This is a genomic window from Streptomyces sp. NPDC020884, assembly GCF_044333935.1.
In the GTDB taxonomy this organism is placed as follows: domain Bacteria; phylum Actinomycetota; class Actinomycetes; order Streptomycetales; family Streptomycetaceae; genus Streptomyces.
In genome coordinates this window covers 189,719-209,395 of the sequence record NZ_JBIRRY010000003.1, presented here as the reverse complement: position 1 = coordinate 209,395, position 19,677 = coordinate 189,719, and the positions used below count along the sequence as shown (strand labels likewise).

Here is a 19,677-nt window from a genome sequence, read left to right as displayed (position 1 = left end):
CCCCCGGTGGTGTCAGGACCGGCACGTGAACCAGGATGGGGGGCATGACAGATCACGGGGGACGGGCGAACGAGCCCACCAGCTACGGACTTCAGCCGCCGCACGGACCGGGCGGTTCCGGCGCACCGCATCCCGCGCCCCCGGCGCACATTCCCTCCCCGACCGTCCACGCGAGCGCCCCGGACAGTGCGGTGAACCGGCTGATCGGCGGGCGCTACCGGCTGCTCTCCCGGCTCGGGCACGGCGGCATGGGCACGGTGTGGCGGGCCCACGACGAGGTCGTCGACCGCGAGGTGGCCGTCAAGGAGCCGCGCGTCCCGGAACACCTCGGTGAGCGCGAGCACAGCACCGTGCACCAGCGCATGCAGCGCGAGGCGCGGGCCGCCGCCCGGATCGACCACCCCTCCGTCGTCACCGTCCACGACGTGGCCGTCGAGGACGGCAAGCCGTGGATCGTCATGGAGCTGGTGCGCGGTCCGTCGCTCGGCGACCGCCTCAAGGAAGGCACCCTGGACCCCCGCGAGGCGGCCAGGATCGGCCTCGCGGTCCTCGACGCGCTGATCGCCGCCCATGCGATCGGCATCCTGCACCGGGACGTCAAGCCGGACAACGTCATGCTCGGCACCGGCGACCGGGTCGTCCTGGCCGACTTCGGGATCGCCCAGGTCGAGGGCGAGCAGCAGCTCACCGAGACCGGCGCGTTCGTCGGCTCGCCCGAGTACATCTCCCCGGAGCGGGTCCTCGGGCAGCGCCCCGGACCGGAGTCGGACCTCTGGTCGCTGGGCGTCGTGCTGTACGCGGCGGTCGAGGGGATGTCCCCGTACCGCCGCTCGCACACCCCGGCCACCCTCCAGGCCGTGCTGTCCGCCGAGCCGCAGGTGCCGGCCCGTGGCACGGGCGCGTTCGGCACGCTCGTCATGCAGCTGCTCCGCAAGGACCCCGCCGCCCGGCCGCCGGCCGCCGAGGTCCGCCGGACGCTCCAGCAGCTGGCCTCCCCGGCCCCGGTGACCTCCGCGTACGGGGCGGTCGCCGCGGGCGGCGGCAGCAAGTGGGCGCTGCCCCGCAGCCGTGCCGCCCGCCTCGCCCTCGGCGGCGGGGCGCTGGCCGTGGTGGCCGCGCTCGTGCTGCTCCTGCTGAACCCGTTCGCGGGCGACGGACCGCCCGAGGGCTGGAAGCTCCGGACCGAGACCGAGGTCCTGTCGGCGGACGTGGCCGTGCCGGGGGAGTACAAGCGGGTCGAGGACGACGACGGCGAACTGGTCTGGTACGCGGATCCCAGCGGCGTTTTCGAGATCGACTTCTGGCACCGCGCCCCGAAGAGCGACGACACCACGGACGACAATCCCGGCGTCGCCCCGGCGGCCCGCAAGACGTACTACGAGAAGGGCGGGGCGAACACCACTCAGATGGAGGACGCCTCCGTCACGTACAAGGACATCACGTACCAGGGGCGCGAGGCGGTCGAGATGACCACCGAGTTCATCCCCTACGCCTCCTCCTCCGACGACGATCCGGTGCGCTACCGCTTCCGGGAGCTGCTGATCCCCGGCGAGAAGAAGAGCGACCCCTACTGGCACGTGCGGGTGCGGATGCCCGCGGCGGGACAGGCGGCGAAGGACGGCGACGTGATCTTCACCGAGGTCATCGAGGGGCTGAAGATTCGCGCTTCCTGAGGACCGTGCGCCGACCGCCGCCGGGTGGTCGGCCGCATAGCCACTGATCAGCGGTTATACCGCCAGCGATCACTGGCTCGTTCGAGGTGAGGGTCGGGAGGCGGTGGCGGGTCCTGTGAAAAAGTGTTACCCACGGGTACCCAAAGCCTTCGGCTGGACATACTCTCGCCCTCATGACGGACTCGCAGGCCCCTGACGCCCCTCTCGGTACGAACCCCGTGGCGGTCGCCCCCGCCGGTGTGCGCACGGCCGCCGATGTGGTCACCCCCGAGGTGATCGCCCAGCTGACCCGCGGCGTCGTCGGATCGGGCCGCACGGCCAACCACACCCCCTTCAGCGGGGAGAAGCTGGCCGACCTGCCCGAGTCGACCCCCGAGGACGTCGCCACCGCCTTCGACCGGGCCCGCGCCGCCCAGCCCGTCTGGGCCGCCGTCCCCGTACGGCAGCGGGCAGCCGTCCTGCTGCGCTTCCACGACCTCGTCCTGAGCCGCCAGTCCGAGGTGCTCGACCTCATCCAGCTGGAGACCGGCAAGGCCCGGCTGCACGCCCACGAAGAGGTGCAGGCCGTCGCCGTCGCCGCCCGCCACTACGGGCGCAAGGCCTCCTCCTATCTCAAGCCCCGCCGTCACACCGGTGTCGTCCCGACCCTCACCAAGGTCACCGAGCTGCGTCAGCCGCGCGGAGTCGTCGGCCAGATCGCCCCCTGGAACTACCCGCTCGAACTCTCCGTGGGAGACGCGCTGCCCGCGTTCGTCTCCGGCAACGCCGTCGTGATGAAGCCCGACACGGAGACCGCGCTCACCGCCCTGTGGGCCCGCGACCTGCTGATCGAGGCCGGACTGCCCGCCGAGGTCTTCCAGATCGTGCTCGGCGAGGGACCCGTCGTCGGCCCCGAGGTCGTCAGCCGCGCCGACTACGTCTCCTTCACCGGCTCCACCCGTACCGGCCGCGAGGTCGCCGTCGGGGCCGCGTCCCGGCTCGTCGGCGTGTCCCTGGAGCTCGGCGGCAAGAACGCCATGCTCGTCCTCAAGGACGCCGACGTGGAGAAGGCCGCCGCGGGCGCCGTCCGCGCCTGCTTCTCCTCCGCAGGGCAGCTCTGCATCTCCATCGAGCGGCTGTACGTCCACGAGTCGATCGCCGACGACTTCGTGGCGCGCTTCGCCACCCGGACCAAGGCCATGCGGCTCGGCAACTCCCTGGCGTACGGGGCCGACATGGGCTCCCTCGTCGGCGAACGCCAGCTGGAGACGGTCACCCAGCACGTCGCCGAGGCCGTCGAGAAGGGCGCGACCCTCGTCGCGGGCGGCGCCGCCCGCCCCGACATCGGCCCGCTGTTCTACGAGCCGACCATCCTCGACGGGGTGGAGGCGCCGATGGCCGTCTGCACGGAGGAGACCTTCGGACCGGTCGTCGCCGTCTACCGCTTCAGCGACGAGGACGAGGTGATCGCGCTGGCCAACGCCACCCCGTACGGCCTCAACTCCAGCGTCTGGACCACCGACTCCCGGCGCGGCCACCAGGTCGCCGCCCGGCTGCGCACCGGCACCGTCAACATCAACGAGGGGTACGCCCCCGCATACGGCAGCGTCCAGTCCCCGATGGGCGGCATGAAGGACTCCGGCCTCGGCCGGCGGCACGGCTCCGAGGGCATCCTCAAGTACACCGAGGCCCAGACCGTCGCCCAGCAGCGGCTGATCCCGCTCGCCCCGTCCTTCGGCATGGACGACGAGAAGTACGCCGCGTTCATGACCCGCAGCCTCAAGGCGATGAAGGCGTTCCGGCTGCGCTGAGCGCTCCCGTACCGGCCCCGCCGTCCGCCCTTTTCGTACCGATCCCGTTCCGAGGAGTGTCATGTCCCAGGACAGCCCCGCCCAGAAGCAGGCCGTGAGCCATGTTCCGGCCGAGGACGACGCCGCGTACGACTACGACGTCCTGGTCGTCGGATCGGGCTTCGGGGGCGCGGTGTCCGCCCTCCGGCTGACCGAGAAGGGCTACCGGGTCGGGATCCTGGAGGCGGGCCGCCGCTTCACCCCCGGCACGCTCCCCAAGACCTCCTGGGACCTGAAGAACTACCTCTGGGCCCCCGCGCTGGGCCTCTTCGGCATCCAGCGCGTCCACCTCCTCGGCAACGTCATGGTGCTCGCCGGGGCGGGGGTCGGCGGCGGATCGCTCAACTACGCCAACACGCTGTACGTGCCGCCCGCCCCGTTCTTCGAGGACCGCCAGTGGGCCTCGATCACCGACTGGCAGGACGAGCTGAAGCCGTACTACGACCAGGCCCGCCGGATGCTCGGGGTCCGCCTCAACCCGACCATGACCCCCTCCGACATCCACCTCAAGGCCGCCGCCCAGGCCATGGGCGTCGGCGACACCTTCCACCTGGCGCCGGTCGGCGTCTTCTTCGGCGACGGCAAGGACGCCGACGGCGCCGCCAAGGCCAAGCCCGGCGGCACGGTCCCGGACCCGTACTTCGGCGGCGCGGGCCCCGCCCGCAAGGCCTGCACCGAGTGCGGCGAGTGCATGACGGGCTGCCGCCACGGGGCGAAGAACACCCTCAACGAGAACTACCTCCACCTGGCCGAGCAGGCCGGCGCGGTCATCCGCCCGATGACCTCCGTCGTCGGCGTCACCGACGACCCCGAAGGCGGCTACCGGGTCCTCACCGTCCCCACCGACCGCCGTCGCAAGGCGAAGCCCACCCGGCTGCGCGCCCGCAAGGTCGTCGTCGCGGCGGGCACGTACGGCACCCAGAGTCTGCTGCACACCATGAAGGACCAGGGCCTGCTGCCCCGGCTCTCCGCGAAGCTCGGCGAGCTGACCCGTACCAACTCCGAGGCGCTGGTCGGCTCCCAGACCAGCGACCGCCGTTACCGCAAGAAGCACGGCATCGCCAAGGCCGACTTCTCGCAGGGCGTCGCGATCACCTCCTCGATCCACCCCGACGACAACACCCACATCGAGCCCGTCCGCTACGGCAAGGGCTCCAACGCCATGGGCGCGATGTCGATCCTCCAGGTCCCCTACGGCGGCCGCCGGGTGCTCGGCTGGCTCGCCAACATGGCCAAGCACCCGACCCTGGCGGTCCGTTCGCTCTCCAACCGCCGCTGGTCCGAGCGCACCATCATCGGCCTGGTCATGCAGTCGCTGGACAACTCCCTCACCACCTACCGCAAGCCCGGCGGTATCGGGAAGGGGCTGCTCACCGCCCGCCAGGGCCACGGCGCGCCCAACCCGACCCAGATCGAGGAGGCCACCCGCAGCGCCACCCTGCTCGCCGAGGAGATCAACGGCTTCGCCGGATCCAACGTCGGCGAGCTGATGGGCACCCCGCTCACCGCCCACTTCCTCGGCGGCTGCCCGATCGGCGCGAGCCCGCAGGAGGGGGTCATCGACCCGTACCACCGCCTCTACGGGCACCCCGGCATCAGCGTCGTCGACGGCGCCGCGGTCTCCGCCAACCTCGGCGTCAACCCCTCCCTGACCATCACCGCCCAGGCCGAGCGCGCGATGTCCTTCTGGCCCAACAAGGGCGAGGCGGACCCGCGCCCGGAGCAGGACGCGGCCTACGAGCGGCTCACCCCGGTCGAGCCGCTCGCGCCCACCGTGCCGAAGGAGGCGTTCGGCGCGCTGCGGCTGCCCTTCCTGGGCATCCCCGTGGTGCCGCCGAAGGGGACGGCGGTGGCCGGAGCGGACGTGCCGGGCGTGGGGGACACACCTGTGCCCAATCCGTGATCTCGGGAAGGGCAACTGTTCGGCGGGTTGCGGCGTCGAAACCCGTACTGCCTCACAGCAGTCACACAGCTCCTGCCGAGTCCCAGAGGTCCCCGATGACACGCTTCTCCCCGAGAACCGCGCTGCGCCGCGCAGCGGGTTCCCTCGCCGCCGCAGGTCTGCTGGCCGCGACCGCACTCGCCGGGGCCGGCGCCCCGGCGCAGGCCGCCGACGTCCCGGTGCTCGCCCTCGGCGGTCCCGCCGAGACCGCTCTGCACCCCTACCCGCAGAGCGGTGAGCCGCAGCAGTCCACGGTCGGCTTCACCGTCGACAACCCGGGCACGGACGAGGACGACGAGACCGAGTTCACCGTCACCTTCGACCTCAGCGGCATCGCGGGCGTCGCCGACACGGCGGTGGAGGACACCTCGGACTGCGAGGTCACCGGCGCGAAGGCGGTCTGCACGGACCGGGGCATCTGGCCCGGCAGCCGAGGCATCGACGACCTCCTGCTCACCGCGGCCCAGGGCAGCGAGGAGGGCGACACCGGCACGATCACGGTGACCGGACAGTCGAAGGGCGCGACCTTCACCCCGTTCACCACCCGGGTCACCGTCGGCGGCGCCGACCTCGTCATGGAAGAGCTCCCGTTCACGACGGAGACGAACCCGGGCGACGAGCAGCAGGCCCCGATCACCTTCACCAACCGGGGCACCCGGGCCGCCGACGGCGTCCTGCTCGGCCTGGTGTACTCCCGCGGTCTCGACATCCCGCAGCGCTACGCCAACTGCGAGTACTCCGAGGACGACCCGGGCCTCCCGGGCGTCGGCTGGACCACCGCCCTCTGCTCCGTCGAGGGTTCCTTCGAGGCGGGCGAGACCTACACCCTGGCGACCCCGCTGACCATCGAGGTCACCACCCGCGCCTTCTACGACACCTTCATCTACCGCATCCACGAGGACAGCGCCGCCCAGCGCGCCGCCCAGCGTGCGGGCGCCCCCTTCGAGCGGGGCGCCGGCGGCGTGCTGAAGGCGGTCCCGGTGAAGGCTCCGGCGAAGAAGGGCACGGCGGCCCGGGGCGGGGACCTCAACCCGCAGGACAACCAGCACGAGGCCGACTTCCGTACGAAGAACACGGCCGACTTCGTCGCGTACGGCGACAAGGTGGCCGGGGCCGAGGGCTCCACCGTGCGGGCCGACATCGGCTTCCGCAACGAGGGCCCGGCCTGGATCGGCTACATCCGCTCCGGCGAGCCCGTCGCCACCCTCGACTTCACCGTCCCGCGGGGCGCGACCGTCACGGCGAAGCCGGACCGCTGCCGTGCGGTGACCGCCGACGGGAAGTACCGCGAGGACCAGAAGAGCCCCGCACCGCGCTACATCTGCGAGACCTCCATGACCGTGAAGGACGGCGGCGGGCTCGACCTGCCGTTCGAGCTGCGGATCGACAAGAGCATGGTCGGCGCGGAGGGCGCGGTCACCGTTCGCAACACGTGGCTCCAGGACCCGAAGCTGCCGTTCGACCCGAAGCCCGCCAACAACACCGCGTACCTGATCCTGAACGGCGAGGGCGAAGGCTCCGACTCCGGCGGTTCGACGGGCGGCTCGGGCGAACCGTCCACCCCGCCGACGTCGGCCCCGGACCCGGAGGAGAGCCCGTCCGGCACCCCCGGATCCTCGGCGTCCACCACGTCCGGCGGAGGCTCGGCGGGCACGGCCGGAGGCGGCCTCGCCTCGACGGGATCGATCGCCCTGATCGCCTCGGGCACCGCGGCGGCGGCGCTGGCGGTGGGCCTGGTGCTGTTCACGGCGGCACGACGACGGGCTGCGCAGCAGACCTGAGCGGCGGTGGAGAGGGGAGCGGAGGCGGGAACGGGCCTCCGCCCGAACGCTCCGATCCGTCCGGAGACGTTCCGATGCGGCCGACCCGGGCGTCCCCGGGTTCGGCCGCATATGGGGTGACCGGGCTGCTGTCCCCTGCGGACCGGTCACTTACGCCGGGTCGTGGTCCCACGACGTACCTGCAGTACGTCACACTTCCCGGCGGAGCCACGCGTGGTTTCCTACCGATGCCGCCCCTGGTTGGCACGGACACCAGGATCAACGAAGGCACCGCGCCCCCGGTCACGCGCCGTACGGGTGAGACGGGGTCCGAACGCAGATACGGCCCGTGCGCCGCAGGCGGAGAACCGTTCCGTCCGCGGGCCGTCCACCCGTCCTCGCGGCAGGCCGCTCAGCGGCTCTCACACCCGGCCGCGGCACAGCTCCAGGAGCGTCATCGCCAGCGCGGTGCCCGGCTTGCCCAGCGCGTCCCGGTAGTGCCCGAGCACGGCCGTCTCCCGGGAGAGGTTGACCCGGCGGCCGCCGGAGGTGATCCGGGCCTCCTGGATCACCGCCGAGACGGCCATCCGTTCCTGGACGAGGCCGATGATCCGGTCGTCGAGGGCGTCGATGCGGTCGCGGGCGCCGCCGATCAGGGCGGCGGCCTCGTCGGTGTGCGCGCCGGTCCGCTCGGCGGAGGCGGCGTCGGCGGTAGCGGTGCTGCTGTTCATGGTGGTGACTCCCGGTGGGGTGACGGCCCCCCGGGGCTACGGGCCCGGACGCACGAGACGCCCCGGGCCTGTCGGCCCGGGGCGCCTGGAACGTTGCTCGTCAGTAGCTCAAGCAACACGACCATGGCAGCCGGCGGGCCGGGTGCCATAGGTAAAGACGAAGGTCGTGTGCTGACGCATGGGGGACAGTATGGCCCCGGTCCCGCGCCCCACCAAGACGGGGCCCGGATCGTGAGACGTGCGGCCCCGCGTCCGGCCCGGCGGAGGGCCCGCGCACGGCCGGTAGAATCGGGAGGACCGACCCCCTTCACCACCGCCGGAAGGCCGCTCCCGTGCCAGCAGCACCCCCCGCCGCCCCCGACGCCACGGCCGACGTGGTCCTCGTCGTCGACTTCGGCGCGCAGTACGCCCAGCTCATCGCCCGCCGCGTCCGTGAGGCCCGGGTCTACAGCGAGATCGTCCCGTCCACCATGCCGGTGGCCGAGATGCTGGCGAAGAACCCGCGCGCGATCATCCTGTCCGGCGGCCCGTCGTCGGTGTACGCGCAGGGCGCGCCGTCCCTGGACCGTTCGCTCTTCGAGGCCGGGGTCCCCGTCTTCGGCATGTGCTACGGCTTCCAGCTGATGGCCACCACGCTCGGCGGCACGGTCGACGACAACGGGGCCCGTGAGTACGGCCGTACCCAGCTGCACGTCAGCAAGGCGGGCTCGACGCTCTTCGAGGGCACGCCCACCGAGCAGCCGGTGTGGATGTCGCACGGCGACGCCTGCTCGGCGGCCCCCGAGGGCTTCACCGTCACCGCGTCCACCGACGTCGTGCCGGTCGCCGCCTTCGAGAACGACGAGAAGAAGCTCTACGGCGTCCAGTACCACCCCGAGGTCCTGCACTCCACCCACGGTCAGCAGGTCCTGGAGCACTTCCTCTACCGCGGCGCGGGCATCGAGCCGAACTGGACCACCACCAACGTGGTCGAGGAGCAGGTCGCCCTCATCCGCGAGCAGGTCGGCACCAAGCGCGCCATCTGCGGCCTCTCCGGCGGTGTGGACTCCGCGGTCGCCGCGGCACTCGTCCAGAAGGCCATCGGCTCCCAGCTGACCTGTGTGTACGTCGACCACGGGCTGATGCGCAAGGGCGAGACCGAGCAGGTCGAGAAGGACTTCGTCGCCGCGACCGGCGCGAAGCTGAAGGTGGTCGACGCGGAGAAGCGCTTCCTCGACGCCCTGGCCGGGGTCTCCGACCCGGAGCAGAAGCGGAAGATCATCGGCCGCGAGTTCATCCGCGTCTTCGAGCAGGCCCAGCTGGAGATCCTCCAGGAGGACGGACCCGAGGTCGCCTTCCTCGTCCAGGGCACGCTCTACCCGGACGTGGTCGAGTCCGGCGGCGGCACCGGCACCGCCAACATCAAGTCCCACCACAACGTCGGCGGACTCCCCGACGACATCGAGTTCCAGCTCGTCGAGCCGCTGCGCCAGCTGTTCAAGGACGAGGTCCGGATGGTCGGCCAGGAGCTGGGCCTCCCCGAGGAGATCGTCCAGCGCCAGCCGTTCCCCGGCCCCGGCCTCGGCATCCGCATCGTCGGCGAGGTCACCAAGGAGCGCCTGGACCTGCTCCGCGAGGCCGACGCCATCGCCCGCGAGGAGCTGACCACGGCCGGCCTGGACCGCGAGATCTGGCAGTGCCCCGTCGTCCTGCTCGCCGACGTCCGCTCGGTCGGGGTCCAGGGCGACGGCCGCACCTACGGCCACCCGATCGTGCTGCGCCCGGTCTCCTCCGAGGACGCCATGACGGCCGACTGGTCGCGCCTGCCGTACGAGACGCTGGCGAAGATCTCCACCCGCATCACCAACGAGGTCGCCGACGTCAACCGCGTCGTCCTCGATGTGACGAGCAAGCCGCCGGGGACGATCGAGTGGGAGTGACCTTCCCACCCGGGAGAAGCCTTTAGCGGCTGTCCCGTCCGCCGCCGATGCCGTCGCCCGTACGTTCCGGGCGGCGGCATCGGCGTAAGCGGCCCGCCCGCCGGGTCGGCGAGGTCCACCGCCGCCCCGGGAAACCACTGGCACGGGCCCCGGGCCCCGTGCCAGGCTCCCTGCTCATGTCCGCCGAAGAAGTCCGCGCCATCGTGTCCGCCGCCGGCAATGACCGCCTCATCTGGAACACCCCGCTCTCCGAGGAACACGCGGCCCGGCTGATCGCCGCCTGCGACCCCGCACCCGGATCGCGGATCGTCGATCTCGGATCCGGCTGGGGCGAACTGCTGATGCGGCTCGTCGAGGCCGCGCCCGGCTCCACCGGGGACGGCGTCGAGACCGACCCGGCCGCCGTGGCGCGCGGACGCCGGCTCGCGGGGGAGCGGGGACTCGCCGACCGGGTGCGCTTCCACGAGGTGCCCGCCGCCGGATGGGCCGAGGGCGGATACGACCTCGCCGTCTCCATCGGTTCCTCGCACGCCTGGCCCGGCACCACCCGGGAGGCCCTCACCGCCCTGGCCGCCACCGTGCGCCCCGGCGGGCGGGTCCTGTTCGGCGAGGGCGTCTGGCTCCGGGAGCCGACCCCGGCCGCGCTGGCGGGCATCGGGGCCGAGCCCGGGGACTTCGGCTCACTGCTGGAGCTGATCCGGCTGGCGGAGTCCGTCGGACTGCGCGCGCTCCAGGTCACCGTCGCCGACGAGCGCGAATGGGACCTCTTCGAGTCCGAGGGGCCGATCGGACGCGGGCAGCGCTGGGCGCTGGAGCACCCGGACCATCCGCTGCACGCCGAGGTGACGGCCGAGGTCGACGCCCGCCGCACCGGCTACTACGGCGGCTACCGCTCGTATCTGACCCTCGCCTATCTGGTGCTCAGCGCCTGACCTGCAGATGGTCCGCGAGCCGCTGCCGAGCGGCCTCGACGAAGGCCGCGCGCAGGGCCGTGTACCGCGCCCAGACACCTTCCGGTTCGTCATCGACGGTGTGCATGCCCCGGATGCACTCCACGAGGGCCCGCGCCTCTTCGACCGGGTCCAGTCCGTCGAGGTCGATCACATTGAACGCGGCCTGCGTCCTCGTGTAGGCGGCGTCGGTCCCGGCGAGAGCCTGCTCCCGGTCCGGGTAGTCGCCGCGCCACCGGTGCCAGGCCACCCGTGCCTCGGCATCCGTGGCCGTCAGAAAGGCGGCGTAAGTCTGCCGGTGCGCGAGATAGACGCGTGTCCGGTCCTGCACCATGGGCGCCTCCACCCTGCCGGAGTTCTCCGCCACCTGACGGTGACTCAGAAACCATGGCACGGCGGGGATCCGGGGAGAAGTCCTGTGCGGGGAGTTCAGGAGACGAGCGCACAGGACCGGGCGTCGCCGGTCCGGCCCGTCACCGGCCTTCCCTCGCGGTCCAGCCGCCGGGCGAGCGTGCGCGGTCCGCGGTGGGCCGCGGTGCGCACAGCGCCGGGGCGCTCTCCCCGGCAGCCCGCTGGGCATCGCCGCCACGGCTGCCGACTTCGCCGTCAATCCGCCGTCGGACCAGGAGCTCCAGAACCTGAGGTTTTGGGAGAACTGGGGACCGGGCAACGACTGGGGCCGGCTCACGGAAGGAGACTTCTGGACCCGGTCCTGAGGCAGCGGGCGGGGCCGCCGGCAGCACGTCAATAGACTGGCCGGCGGCCGCGCGCGCTGATGGGACGTGCGGCGGCCGCGCACGAGGGTGCGTGGCCGCCGATTCCGCAGGATTCCGGAGCGAAGGACTTCCCTTGCAAGGCGGCATATGGATCGACTGGCGGCTGGTGGGGCTGGCCGCGCTGGGAGCCGTGGGCGGCCCCGGAGGGGCGGTCCTGGGCGACCTCCCGGTGGTGGCGCGCTGCGTGCTCGCCGCGATCGGCCTGCTGGCCTGGTGGTACCTCTGCCGGTGTGCGGCGGACACCTGGGGCGCCCGCTTCGCGCGGTAGGACGGCGCCGCACGCTCCACGGCCGCCCCCTGGCTGCTCTTCGTCGTGGCCTTCTATCTGCACGCCTCGCTCCTCGGCGCGGCCTGGCGGGCCTGCGGCGGGGGTGAGCCGGGGACCGACATGGTCCATGTGCTGACGAGTTCGGCGCTGGTGGGTCTCGCCGCACTGGCGATCTGGCTGTGGTCGGCGCGACGTGCCGCACCGGGGCGGGCCGGGTGGCCGGCCGTGACGGGCGCGCTGCTGTTCGCCGTTCTGGCGCTCTGGCCCGCGATGGCCCTCTGGCATGGACTGGCCGGTGTGGGGGAAGCGTCCTGCGCGCCGGACGGGATCCCGGGCTGGTGGCCCTCGTGGCTGCCGCTCGGATGACGGCGCGGGGACGTCATCGCGCGGCGGATCATTCGAACGTGTCGACGACACCCGCCCCCGGCCCGCCCCGATGCGGGGCCCGGCCGCCCGGTACGGCACAATTCGCGGATATCGCAAGTGAGTTGGCTGTACCGGGGCAGGAAAGGGCGTAATCCTCCGTGGCGTTGGACGAATCCAGGACGAGCGGCACGCACGGCGGCGGCTGTGCCTGCGGCGACTGCCCGCACGGAGCGCGCAACGGACACCGGCGCGCGGTCGCCGCGTTCCTCGCCCGACGCGACGAACTGGCGGCGGGCGACGGCCTGCCCGCCGGGGTCGCCCAGTCCGCGTCCGCGTCCCGGCAGTGGGTCTCCGACGAGTTGACCGGTTCCGCCCGCACCGTCGCCGAACGGGCCCGGGAGGCCGGGGACGCCTGGCTCCACCAGGTCTGGCGGGGCACCCTGTTCACCGTCTGGGGCGCGGCCGGGGCCCTCCTGGTCGGCGCGAGCGTCTCCGCGATCGGGGCCGGTTGGTCCACCGCCCGCACCGCCGCGCTGCTGGCCGCCCTCGTCACGGCCGGACTGCTCACCGCCGCCGCCCGACTCCACCGCGCCCGTGGCGGCCTCCTCGCCCCGCTGATCGGCGAGGACAACCGGCTCTCCACCTCCCGGGCGGTCGCCGCGCTCTGGGTGCTGTTCGCCGTCTTCGCGGTCCTCGTCCTCGCGCTGCAACTGGCCGGGGCCTCCGATCCGGAGGACCGGGACGCGCTGATCGAGGGCCTCGACCTCGTGCGGTCCACCGGGGTGCTGAGCGTGCTGGCGCTGGTGTGCGCGGTCGCCGTCGTCGTGCGCCGCGTGGTGACCGTGCGGGTGCTGGCGCAGCGGCTCCAGAAGCTCCGCGCCGACCGGCCGCGCGCCGCCGACCTGCTCACCGACGACTCCGGGCGCGGCTCCTTCACCGATGTGCAGTACGTGCTGGTCAGCGCCGTCGCCGTGCTGTTCGCCGGGGTCCGGCTGGCCCGCCGCCCCGAGCAGCTGCCCGATCTGCCCTGGGGGCTCGCGCTGCTGGTGGCGGTCTCGGCGGCGACCTACTTCGCCGGGAAGTACGCGGAGGGCGGCCGCCCCGTCGTGCTGTCCGTCGTGCGGGCCCGGGAGGCCGGGGACCTGGACGCCCCGATCCGGACCGGCGACGACATCGAGATCCGGGGCGCGGGCTTCGTGCCGCCCGGCGCGGGCAGCCCCGACCGGCTGGCCCGGCTCGTCGTACGGATCGGCACCGTCCACGTCCACGTCCCCCTGATCCCGGTCACCGGAGGCTTCGCCAACCCGACCGACACCGCCCTCACCGTGCCCGTCCCGGTCGAGGTCGAACCGGGGACCGTGGACGTCCAGGTCGTCACCGCCGCCGGGGTGGAGACCAACCGCTGCCCGATCGACGTGACGGACTGACCTCCGCCGCGACCCCGGGCGAATTTCCGCCGCCGATCGCGTCCCAGCCCTGGTGAGCAGCGCGCCGGAGGCGTACGTATGGTCGAGGTGACGGGACTTCGGGAAGCGGGGCAGTGGTGATGAACGGTTACGGCGGCGGTTCGTACGGTCTGGGCGAGCGCAGGACGCTGAAGGAGCAGGCAGGCCTCTACGCGCTGCTTCCGCTGCGGATCTTCCTCGGCGTCACCTTCGTCTACGCGGGCCTCGACAAGCTCACGGACAGCGCGTTCCTGTCCGCGACCGGCACCGGGTCCATCGGCGAGATGATGCGCGGGGTCCGCGACTCCTCCGCGATCCCCGCCCTCGTCGACCTGGCGCTCAAGAACCCCGAGGGCTTCGGCCACGCCATCGCGATCGGCGAACTCCTCGTCGGCCTCGGCACCCTCGTCGGCCTCTGGGCCCGGCTCGCCGCGCTCGGCGGCGCGCTGATCTCGCTGAGCCTCTGGCTGACCGTGAGCTGGCAGGCCACCCCGTACTACTACGGCAACGACCTGCCCTATCTGATGGCGTGGCTGCCGCTGGTGCTCGCGGGCGCCGCCGTGTTCTCCGCCGACGCCTTCCTCGCCGCGCGCCGCCGCCGGACCATGTAGGCGGCCCAGGTCACCGTCGCGGCCAGCCACAGTCCGCCGAGGAACAGCGGCAGGAAGAACGCCCACGGGACCTCCCAGGCCCCGGCCGCGTCGGCCGCGTACCCGCCGGCCAGGGCCAGCATCGCCAGGCCCGCCACCGCGCGGCCGGGCCTGAATTCATGACGCAGCACGGGTGACCTCCACCTGTCCGATGCCGACTTCCAGTACCAGTTCGATCGTTCCGGCGGGCCGCGCGCCCTTCGGCGGTGGCAGCGTCCGCTGCGTCGACTCGTCGCTGTTGATCCGGACCTGGAACCGCTGCCCCTCCTCCAGCCGGATCTCCCCGAGGCCCGTCTCCGCGCGCACCTTCACCGTCACGTCCTTCGGGACGACGACGCCCGCCCGCCCCGCCGCCACATCGAGCCCGGTGCGCACGATCGTGCCCCTGGGCACCGTCAGGCCGGACAGGTCCAGCCGGGCGTCGCCCGTACTCAGGTCGTAGTGCGGCCGGACGTCGGCCACCGCGGCGGGCCGCCACTCCTGGCGGGCCCACGACGTGCTGATGTCCTTCGGCAGCGCCGCCGCACCCGCCAGCAGGCCCGCCGTGACCATCGCCATCAGCACCGTGCCGAAGCCGGTCCGCCCCAGCAGCGAAGCGATCAGCAGGCCGAGACCGAACACCGCGAGGGCGGCGACCAGACCGATCTGGAACGCCGTGCCCAACGGCTGCTGCTCCCAGCTCAGCCCGGTGCCCAGACCGCCCGCGACCAGCGCCGTCAGGAAGACCGGGCCGCCGATGGAACGGGGCCCGCGCGGCAGGGCCGACGGCCGCGGCCTCAGGAACGGGGCGTCCGCAGTGGGCTGCCCGGCCTTCGCCCCGGCGCGCGCCGCACCGACGTCGGTGTCCGGCGGCCCCCAGAGATAGCCGGAGCCGACCGGCCCCGTGGTCCCGTCCTTGATGATCGGGTCCCGCCACCACGACGGGCTGCCGGGCGTCGGCGGGGCCTTCACCTCCGGCGGCGGCGTGCCGAGCCCGCCGGTGTGCGCGGGACCGGGTGCGGCCGCCGGTGCGCCGGGCGGGGCCGCCGGGTCCTCCGGGGCCGTCCCCCGCCGGGACTGCGTCCACACGGAGAAGCCGACGACGGCCAGCGTCAGCAGGGCGGCGAACGCCAGCATGCCCCGGTTGTGCAGCATCGACAGGAACAGCCCGCAGCCGATCAGCGCCAGGAGCAGCGCCACCAGGGACGCCCCGTCGACCCGCCCCGACAGCAGCTTGCGGGCCTCGTTCTCGTCCTCGCCGTCCGCGGGCAGCAGCAGCCAGGCGAAGCCGTAGAAGATCAGACCGATGCCTCCGGTCGCCGACAGCACCCCGAGCACGATCCGGAAGATCACCGGGTCCACGTCGCAGTACCGGCCGAGACCGCCGCACACCCCGGCGACGACCTTCTGCCGCGGGGTGCGCCGCAGCTGCGGTTTCGGCGCTTCGGGGGGTGCGACGCCGGGAGCGGCGTCCGAGGGAGCGGTCATGCCTCCATGGTGACGGGCCGGACCGCCCGCCGGGACCCGCGCCGACCCTGGCCGGTCCCTGATATTGACCGCGTACGCCCCTGAAGGGCCGGACACCGGGAGACCGGACACCCGGACCGGCCGCGCGCCGGGGTCCGTCCGCCCGGAGCGGGTAATCAGGGTCTCCTCGGGGGCCGACCCTGATGCCGCCCCGCGCCCGCGCGTGTGACGATCGGGGTATGCCAGCCGCCACCACCCGAGCCGCCAGCTCCCTCGCCGCCGATCCGGAGGAGCCGCCGCTGCGCAAGCTCTACCGCAGCGCCGACGGCCGGCTGCTCGGCGGCGTCGCGCGCGGGCTCGCCGGACACCTCGGGCTGCCCGTGGCCTGGGTGCGGTTCCTCTTCCTCGGGCTGTTCTTCACCGACGGCCTCGGCGCGGTGCTCTACGCGGTGTTCTGGATCGTCGTCCCGCTCGGCGTCGGCGGCGTCGAGGCCCCGCGCTCGGTCTTCGAGACGTCGGTGGACGGCCGCCGCAAGCTCCGCAAACCGGACAGGGGCCAGGTCTTCGCGCTGGTGGCGCTGCTCGTCGGGGCGGTCGCCTTCGTCGTCAACGTCGACATGGGCAGCGAGGCCGACCGCTACATCTGGCCCACGCTCCTGATCGGCGCGGGCTCCGTCCTGGTCTGGCGGCAGGCGGACAACGCCCGCCGCGCCCGCTGGATGGAGACCGGCCGCAACCGCAAACTGCTGCACCTGGCCCGGGGCCTCGCCGGAGTGGCCCTCGTCGGCCTCGGTCTCGCCGTGTTCATGGTCGTACGCGGCTCGGCCGCCCAGCTCGGCAACGTCCTCACCGCGGCCATCGCCGTCCTCACCGGCATCGCCCTGCTCGCCGGCCCCTACCTGGTGCGGATGACCCAGGACCTCTCCGAGGAGCGGCTGATGCGCATCCGCGCCCAGGAGCGGGCCGAGGTCGCCGCCCACGTCCACGACTCCGTGCTGCACACCCTCACCCTGATCCAGCGCAACGCGGACGACGGCGGCGAGGTCAGACGCCTGGCCCGCGCCCAGGAACGCGAGTTGCGCAACTGGCTCTACAACCCCGAGGGCACCGGCAAGGACGAGGACGACGAGCCGGAGAATCTGGCCGAGGCGGTCAAACGGGCCGCCGCCGAGGTCGAGGACAAGCACGGAGTGCCCCTGGAGGTCGTCGTGGTCGGCGACTGCCCCCTCGACGAGGGGCTGGCCGCCCAGATGCAGGCCGCGCGCGAGGCGATGGTCAACGCCGCCAAGTACGGTGGCGAGGGCGGGGCGGTCCAGGTCTTCGCGGAGGTCGAGGGCCGCACGGTCTTCGTGTCCGTACGGGACCGGGGTCCGGGGTTCGACCTGGACGAGGTTCCCGGGGACCGGATGGGCGTACGAGAATCAATCATCGGCCGGATGCAGCGCAACGGCGGCAGCGCCCGGCTGCGTTCGGTGCCCGGCGGGGGCACCGAGGTCGAGCTGGAGATGGAGAGGGCGAGCGAATGACCGAGAACACCGAAGCCACCGGGGGCCCGGAGCGACGGGTACGGGTCGTGCTCGTCGACGACCACCGGATGTTCCGCACCGGGGTGCAGGCCGAGATCGGCCGCACCGAGGAGACCGGCGTCGAGGTGGTCGGCGAGGCCGCCGACGTCGACCAGGCGGTCACCGTCATCACGGCGACCCGCCCCGAGGTCGTCCTCCTCGACGTCCACCTCCCGGGCGGCGGCGGCGTCGAGGTGCTCCGCCGCTGCGCCCCGATGATGGGCACGGCCGAGAACCCGGTCCGCTTCCTCGCGCTGTCCGTCTCGGACGCCGCGGAGGACGTCATCGGCGTCATCCGGGGCGGGGCGCGCGGCTACGTCACCAAGACGATCACCGGCACCGATCTGGTCGACTCGGTCTTCCGGGTCCAGGAGGGCGACGCCGTCTTCTCGCCCCGCCTGGCCGGCTTCGTCCTGGACGCCTTCGCCTCCACGGACGCCCCGCCGGTCGACGAGGACCTGGACCGGCTCACCCAGCGCGAGCGCGAGGTGCTGCGGCTGATCGCGCGCGGGTACGCGTACAAGGAGATCGCCAAGCAGCTGTTCATCTCGGTGAAGACGGTCGAGTCGCACGTCTCGGCGGTGCTCAGGAAGCTCCAGCTCTCCAACCGGCACGAGCTGACCCGGTGGGCGACGGCGCGACGGCTGGTCTGAGCCCGAAGCCCGCTGCTACGCCACCCGCGTCGCGCCCGCGAACGGCATCTGGTCGATGGGCGCGACGCGGACCGGCGCTCCCGGGCGGGGGGCGTGGATCATCTGGCCGCCGCCGATGTAGAGGCCGACGTGGCTGATCCCGGAGTAGAAGAACACCAGGTCGCCGGGGGCCAGCTCGGAGCGGGAGACGCGCTGTCCGGCGTTGATCTGGGTGTAGGTGGTGCGGGGCAGGCCGACGCCCGCCGCCTTCCAGGCCGCCTGGGTCAGGCCCGAGCAGTCGAAGGCGTTGGGGCCCGTCGCGCCCCAGACGTACGGCTTGCCGATCGCGCCGTGGGCGAAGGCGATGGCCTGCGCGGCGCGGGAGCCGGAGGCGGCGACCGAGGCGCGGGCGGTGGAGCGGTCGGCGTGGGCGGGGCCGCCGCCGTGCCGGGCGTCGGCGGAGCGCTCGTAGGCGGCGCGTTCGTCGGCGGTCAGGGTGTCCAGCAGCTTGCGGGCGCCGGCCAGCTTGGCGCGGATCGCGGTGCGGTGTTCGCGCAGTTCGGCGCGGCGGGCCGCGAGGCGTTCGGTCTCCCGGTCGGCGCGGGCCTTGACGCGGGTGATCTGGGAGACCTGCCGCCGGATGCCGTGCAGCAGGCCGCTCTGACGGTCGCCCGCCCGGTCGAGGTAGGACGCGCGTTGCAGATAGGCGTCGGGGTCGGAGGAGAGCGCCAGTTGCAGGGCCGGGTCGAGGGTGCCGCTGCGGTACTGCGCGGTGGCCAGCGAACCCAGGGCGTGCCGGGCGGTGTTGAGCCGGTCGGTGCGGCGGGCGGCCTCGTCGGTCAGGGACTCGACGGTTCTGGTGGCGGTGGCCGCCTTCTCCTTCGCCCCGTTGTACTGCTCCGTGGCGACCTCGGCGTCGTGGTACAGCCGGTCGATCTTCGCCCGGACCTGGGCGGCGGTGGGGGCCGGTTCGGCGGGGGCCGCGCCCGCCCCGGTGACCGAGCCGGCGGTGGCCGCCCCGGCGAGCGCCAGGGTGGCCGCGGTGCGGGCAGCAGGGCCGGTGAGCGGGTGCTGCTTGGGTTTCCGGTGCGCTGCCACGGGGGTGGCGTCCTTCCTGTCGGCTGCCCGCCGGGGGATACCGGGGGTCCGGGAGGGACGCTAATCCTGGCGCGGGGAAAAGGGTCACCATGAAAGCTATTGCCCTGATGTGACGTTTCGCCAGCCGCAACTGATCGGAAATAAGGCCTCATTACGGGGCCATTCGCTCAGGGTCGAGGAAAGCGCGCAAGGAAGGCTTACCTCACTGCATGGTGAAACCCTGGCCATGGCTAGGCTCCGGAACCATGGACGTACTCATCAATGTCTTCGTCGCCCTGCACATCATCGGCATCGCCTCCCTGCTGGGCGGCTTCCTGACGCAGATGAAGGCCATGGGAGAGGGCACCGCCCGCTTCGGTCCGGCCATGCTCCACGGCGCGCTGACCATGCTCGTCACCGGCATCGCCCTCGTCGGCCTCAACCAGGCCGACGACCAGGCCGTGAACAACGTCAAGATCGGCATCAAGCTGGCGGTGCTGGTCGTGATCCTCGCCCTGGTGTACGTCAAGCGGGACGAGGAGAAGGTCGACAAGGGCGCGTTCGCGGCGGTCGGCGGACTGACGGTCGCCAACATCTTCATCGCCACGGTCTGGACCTGAGGCCCTCCGGGGGCGGGGGCGGCCGCCG

The 19,677-nt window shown here is 73.0% G+C and carries 18 protein-coding genes and 1 pseudogene; 13 read left to right on the top strand and 6 right to left on the bottom strand.

Going from position 1 to position 19,677, the window contains the following annotated elements:
* Positions 1-44 precede the first annotated feature (44 nt).
* The 4 genes from ACH4UK_RS11800 to ACH4UK_RS11785 all read left to right on the top strand — a co-directional run bounded on the left by ACH4UK_RS11800 (position 45) and on the right by ACH4UK_RS11785 (position 7,225).
* On the top strand, positions 45-1,673 hold the full coding sequence (locus ACH4UK_RS11800) for a serine/threonine-protein kinase (protein ID WP_398355889.1): 1,629 nt from the start codon (positions 45-47) through the stop codon (positions 1,671-1,673).
* A gap of 173 nt (positions 1,674-1,846) precedes the next feature.
* A complete protein-coding gene (locus tag ACH4UK_RS11795; RefSeq protein WP_398355888.1) occupies positions 1,847-3,463 on the top strand; it encodes a succinic semialdehyde dehydrogenase in 1,617 nt (538 codons plus the stop codon).
* A 61-nt stretch (positions 3,464-3,524) separates the two neighbouring features.
* Complete coding sequence (locus ACH4UK_RS11790; protein ID WP_398355887.1) at positions 3,525-5,405, top strand: GMC oxidoreductase; 1,881 nt, start codon at positions 3,525-3,527, stop codon at positions 5,403-5,405.
* Between the two features lie 95 nt (positions 5,406-5,500).
* The gene (locus ACH4UK_RS11785) at positions 5,501-7,225 is read left to right on the top strand and encodes a peptidase (protein WP_398355886.1); all 1,725 of its coding nucleotides are present in this window, start codon (positions 5,501-5,503) and stop codon (positions 7,223-7,225) included.
* 401 nt (positions 7,226-7,626) lie between these two features.
* Here ACH4UK_RS11785 and ACH4UK_RS11780 read toward each other — a convergent pair whose 3' ends face one another.
* The gene (locus ACH4UK_RS11780) at positions 7,627-7,935 is read right to left on the bottom strand and encodes a chorismate mutase (protein ID WP_398355885.1); all 309 of its coding nucleotides are present in this window, start codon (positions 7,933-7,935) and stop codon (positions 7,627-7,629) included.
* Positions 7,936-8,267: 332 nt separating this feature from the next.
* Between ACH4UK_RS11780 and guaA the strand changes: the two genes are divergently transcribed.
* Positions 8,268-9,854: a glutamine-hydrolyzing GMP synthase gene (gene guaA, locus ACH4UK_RS11775; protein WP_398355884.1), complete on the top strand. Its 1,587-nt coding sequence runs from the start codon at positions 8,268-8,270 to the stop codon at positions 9,852-9,854.
* A gap of 176 nt (positions 9,855-10,030) precedes the next feature.
* A complete protein-coding gene (locus tag ACH4UK_RS11770) occupies positions 10,031-10,786 on the top strand; it encodes an SAM-dependent methyltransferase (protein WP_398355883.1) in 756 nt (251 codons plus the stop codon).
* Here ACH4UK_RS11770 and ACH4UK_RS11765 read toward each other — a convergent pair.
* Positions 10,776-11,138 (bottom strand): hypothetical protein, encoded by a 363-nt coding sequence (locus ACH4UK_RS11765; protein WP_398355882.1) that lies wholly within the window; start codon positions 11,136-11,138, stop codon positions 10,776-10,778. The genes ACH4UK_RS11770 and ACH4UK_RS11765 overlap by 11 nt on opposite strands.
* A gap of 95 nt (positions 11,139-11,233) precedes the next feature.
* A pseudogene (locus ACH4UK_RS11760) lies at positions 11,234-11,380 on the bottom strand (RNA polymerase sigma factor); the annotation flags it as partial.
* 273 nt (positions 11,381-11,653) lie between these two features.
* Between ACH4UK_RS11760 and ACH4UK_RS11755 the strand changes: the two are divergent.
* From ACH4UK_RS11755 to ACH4UK_RS11740, 4 genes are all read left to right on the top strand, one after another.
* A complete protein-coding gene (locus tag ACH4UK_RS11755; RefSeq protein ID WP_398355881.1) occupies positions 11,654-11,848 on the top strand; it encodes a hypothetical protein in 195 nt (64 codons plus the stop codon).
* Between the two features lie 45 nt (positions 11,849-11,893).
* On the top strand, positions 11,894-12,214 hold the full coding sequence (locus ACH4UK_RS11750) for a hypothetical protein (protein ID WP_398355880.1): 321 nt from the start codon (positions 11,894-11,896) through the stop codon (positions 12,212-12,214).
* 158 nt (positions 12,215-12,372) lie between these two features.
* Positions 12,373-13,641, top strand: a complete 1,269-nt coding sequence (locus ACH4UK_RS11745; RefSeq protein ID WP_398355879.1) for a hypothetical protein — start codon at positions 12,373-12,375, stop codon at positions 13,639-13,641.
* A gap of 119 nt (positions 13,642-13,760) precedes the next feature.
* The gene (locus ACH4UK_RS11740) at positions 13,761-14,270 is read left to right on the top strand and encodes a DoxX family protein (protein ID WP_398355878.1); all 510 of its coding nucleotides are present in this window, start codon (positions 13,761-13,763) and stop codon (positions 14,268-14,270) included.
* Here the strand turns inward: ACH4UK_RS11740 and ACH4UK_RS11735 are convergent.
* The gene (locus tag ACH4UK_RS11735; RefSeq protein WP_398355877.1) at positions 14,177-14,440 is read right to left on the bottom strand and encodes a hypothetical protein; all 264 of its coding nucleotides are present in this window, start codon (positions 14,438-14,440) and stop codon (positions 14,177-14,179) included. The genes ACH4UK_RS11740 and ACH4UK_RS11735 overlap by 94 nt on opposite strands.
* A complete protein-coding gene (locus tag ACH4UK_RS11730) occupies positions 14,427-15,776 on the bottom strand; it encodes a PspC domain-containing protein (RefSeq protein ID WP_398355876.1) in 1,350 nt (449 codons plus the stop codon). Before ACH4UK_RS11730 ends, ACH4UK_RS11735 begins: the two co-directional genes overlap by 14 nt.
* Positions 15,777-15,994: 218 nt before the next feature.
* On the opposite strand from ACH4UK_RS11730, the gene ACH4UK_RS11725 reads away from it, so the two are divergent.
* Both ACH4UK_RS11725 and ACH4UK_RS11720 read left to right on the top strand, forming a co-directional pair.
* On the top strand, positions 15,995-17,281 hold the full coding sequence (locus tag ACH4UK_RS11725; RefSeq protein WP_398355875.1) for a PspC domain-containing protein: 1,287 nt from the start codon (positions 15,995-15,997) through the stop codon (positions 17,279-17,281).
* The gene (locus ACH4UK_RS11720) at positions 17,278-17,973 is read left to right on the top strand and encodes a response regulator transcription factor (protein ID WP_030579654.1); all 696 of its coding nucleotides are present in this window, start codon (positions 17,278-17,280) and stop codon (positions 17,971-17,973) included. Before ACH4UK_RS11725 ends, ACH4UK_RS11720 begins: the two co-directional genes overlap by 4 nt.
* Positions 17,974-17,988: 15 nt before the next feature.
* Here ACH4UK_RS11720 and ACH4UK_RS11715 read toward each other — a convergent pair whose 3' ends face one another.
* Positions 17,989-19,050 carry an NlpC/P60 family protein gene (locus ACH4UK_RS11715; RefSeq protein WP_398355874.1) on the bottom strand — a complete coding sequence of 354 codons (1,062 nt, stop codon included), beginning with the start codon at positions 19,048-19,050 and terminating at the stop codon, positions 17,989-17,991.
* A 245-nt stretch (positions 19,051-19,295) separates the two neighbouring features.
* Between ACH4UK_RS11715 and ACH4UK_RS11710 the strand changes: the two genes are divergently transcribed.
* Positions 19,296-19,649 carry a hypothetical protein gene (locus ACH4UK_RS11710; protein WP_398355873.1) on the top strand — a complete coding sequence of 118 codons (354 nt, stop codon included), beginning with the start codon at positions 19,296-19,298 and terminating at the stop codon, positions 19,647-19,649.
* Positions 19,650-19,677 lie beyond the last annotated feature (28 nt).

Bases quoted from the DNA above. Each gene is read 5' to 3' on its own strand.
- ACH4UK_RS11770 (WP_398355883.1), top strand. From the start codon at position 10,031: ATGTCCGCCGAAGAAGTCCGCGCCATCGTGTCCGCCGCCGGCAATGAC.
- ACH4UK_RS11795 (WP_398355888.1), top strand. From the start codon at position 1,847: ATGACGGACTCGCAGGCCCCTGACGCCCCTCTCGGTACGAACCCCGTG.
- ACH4UK_RS11710 (WP_398355873.1), top strand. From the start codon at position 19,296: ATGGACGTACTCATCAATGTCTTCGTCGCCCTGCACATCATCGGCATC.
- ACH4UK_RS11725 (WP_398355875.1), top strand. From the start codon at position 15,995: ATGCCAGCCGCCACCACCCGAGCCGCCAGCTCCCTCGCCGCCGATCCG.
- ACH4UK_RS11780 (WP_398355885.1), bottom strand. From the start codon at position 7,935: ATGAACAGCAGCACCGCTACCGCCGACGCCGCCTCCGCCGAGCGGACC.
- ACH4UK_RS11730 (WP_398355876.1), bottom strand. From the start codon at position 15,776: ATGACCGCTCCCTCGGACGCCGCTCCCGGCGTCGCACCCCCCGAAGCG.
- ACH4UK_RS11720 (WP_030579654.1), top strand. From the start codon at position 17,278: ATGACCGAGAACACCGAAGCCACCGGGGGCCCGGAGCGACGGGTACGG.
- ACH4UK_RS11740 (WP_398355878.1), top strand. From the start codon at position 13,761: ATGAACGGTTACGGCGGCGGTTCGTACGGTCTGGGCGAGCGCAGGACG.
- ACH4UK_RS11785 (WP_398355886.1), top strand. From the start codon at position 5,501: ATGACACGCTTCTCCCCGAGAACCGCGCTGCGCCGCGCAGCGGGTTCC.
- ACH4UK_RS11800 (WP_398355889.1), top strand. From the start codon at position 45: ATGACAGATCACGGGGGACGGGCGAACGAGCCCACCAGCTACGGACTT.
- ACH4UK_RS11765 (WP_398355882.1), bottom strand. From the start codon at position 11,138: ATGGTGCAGGACCGGACACGCGTCTATCTCGCGCACCGGCAGACTTAC.
- ACH4UK_RS11790 (WP_398355887.1), top strand. From the start codon at position 3,525: ATGTCCCAGGACAGCCCCGCCCAGAAGCAGGCCGTGAGCCATGTTCCG.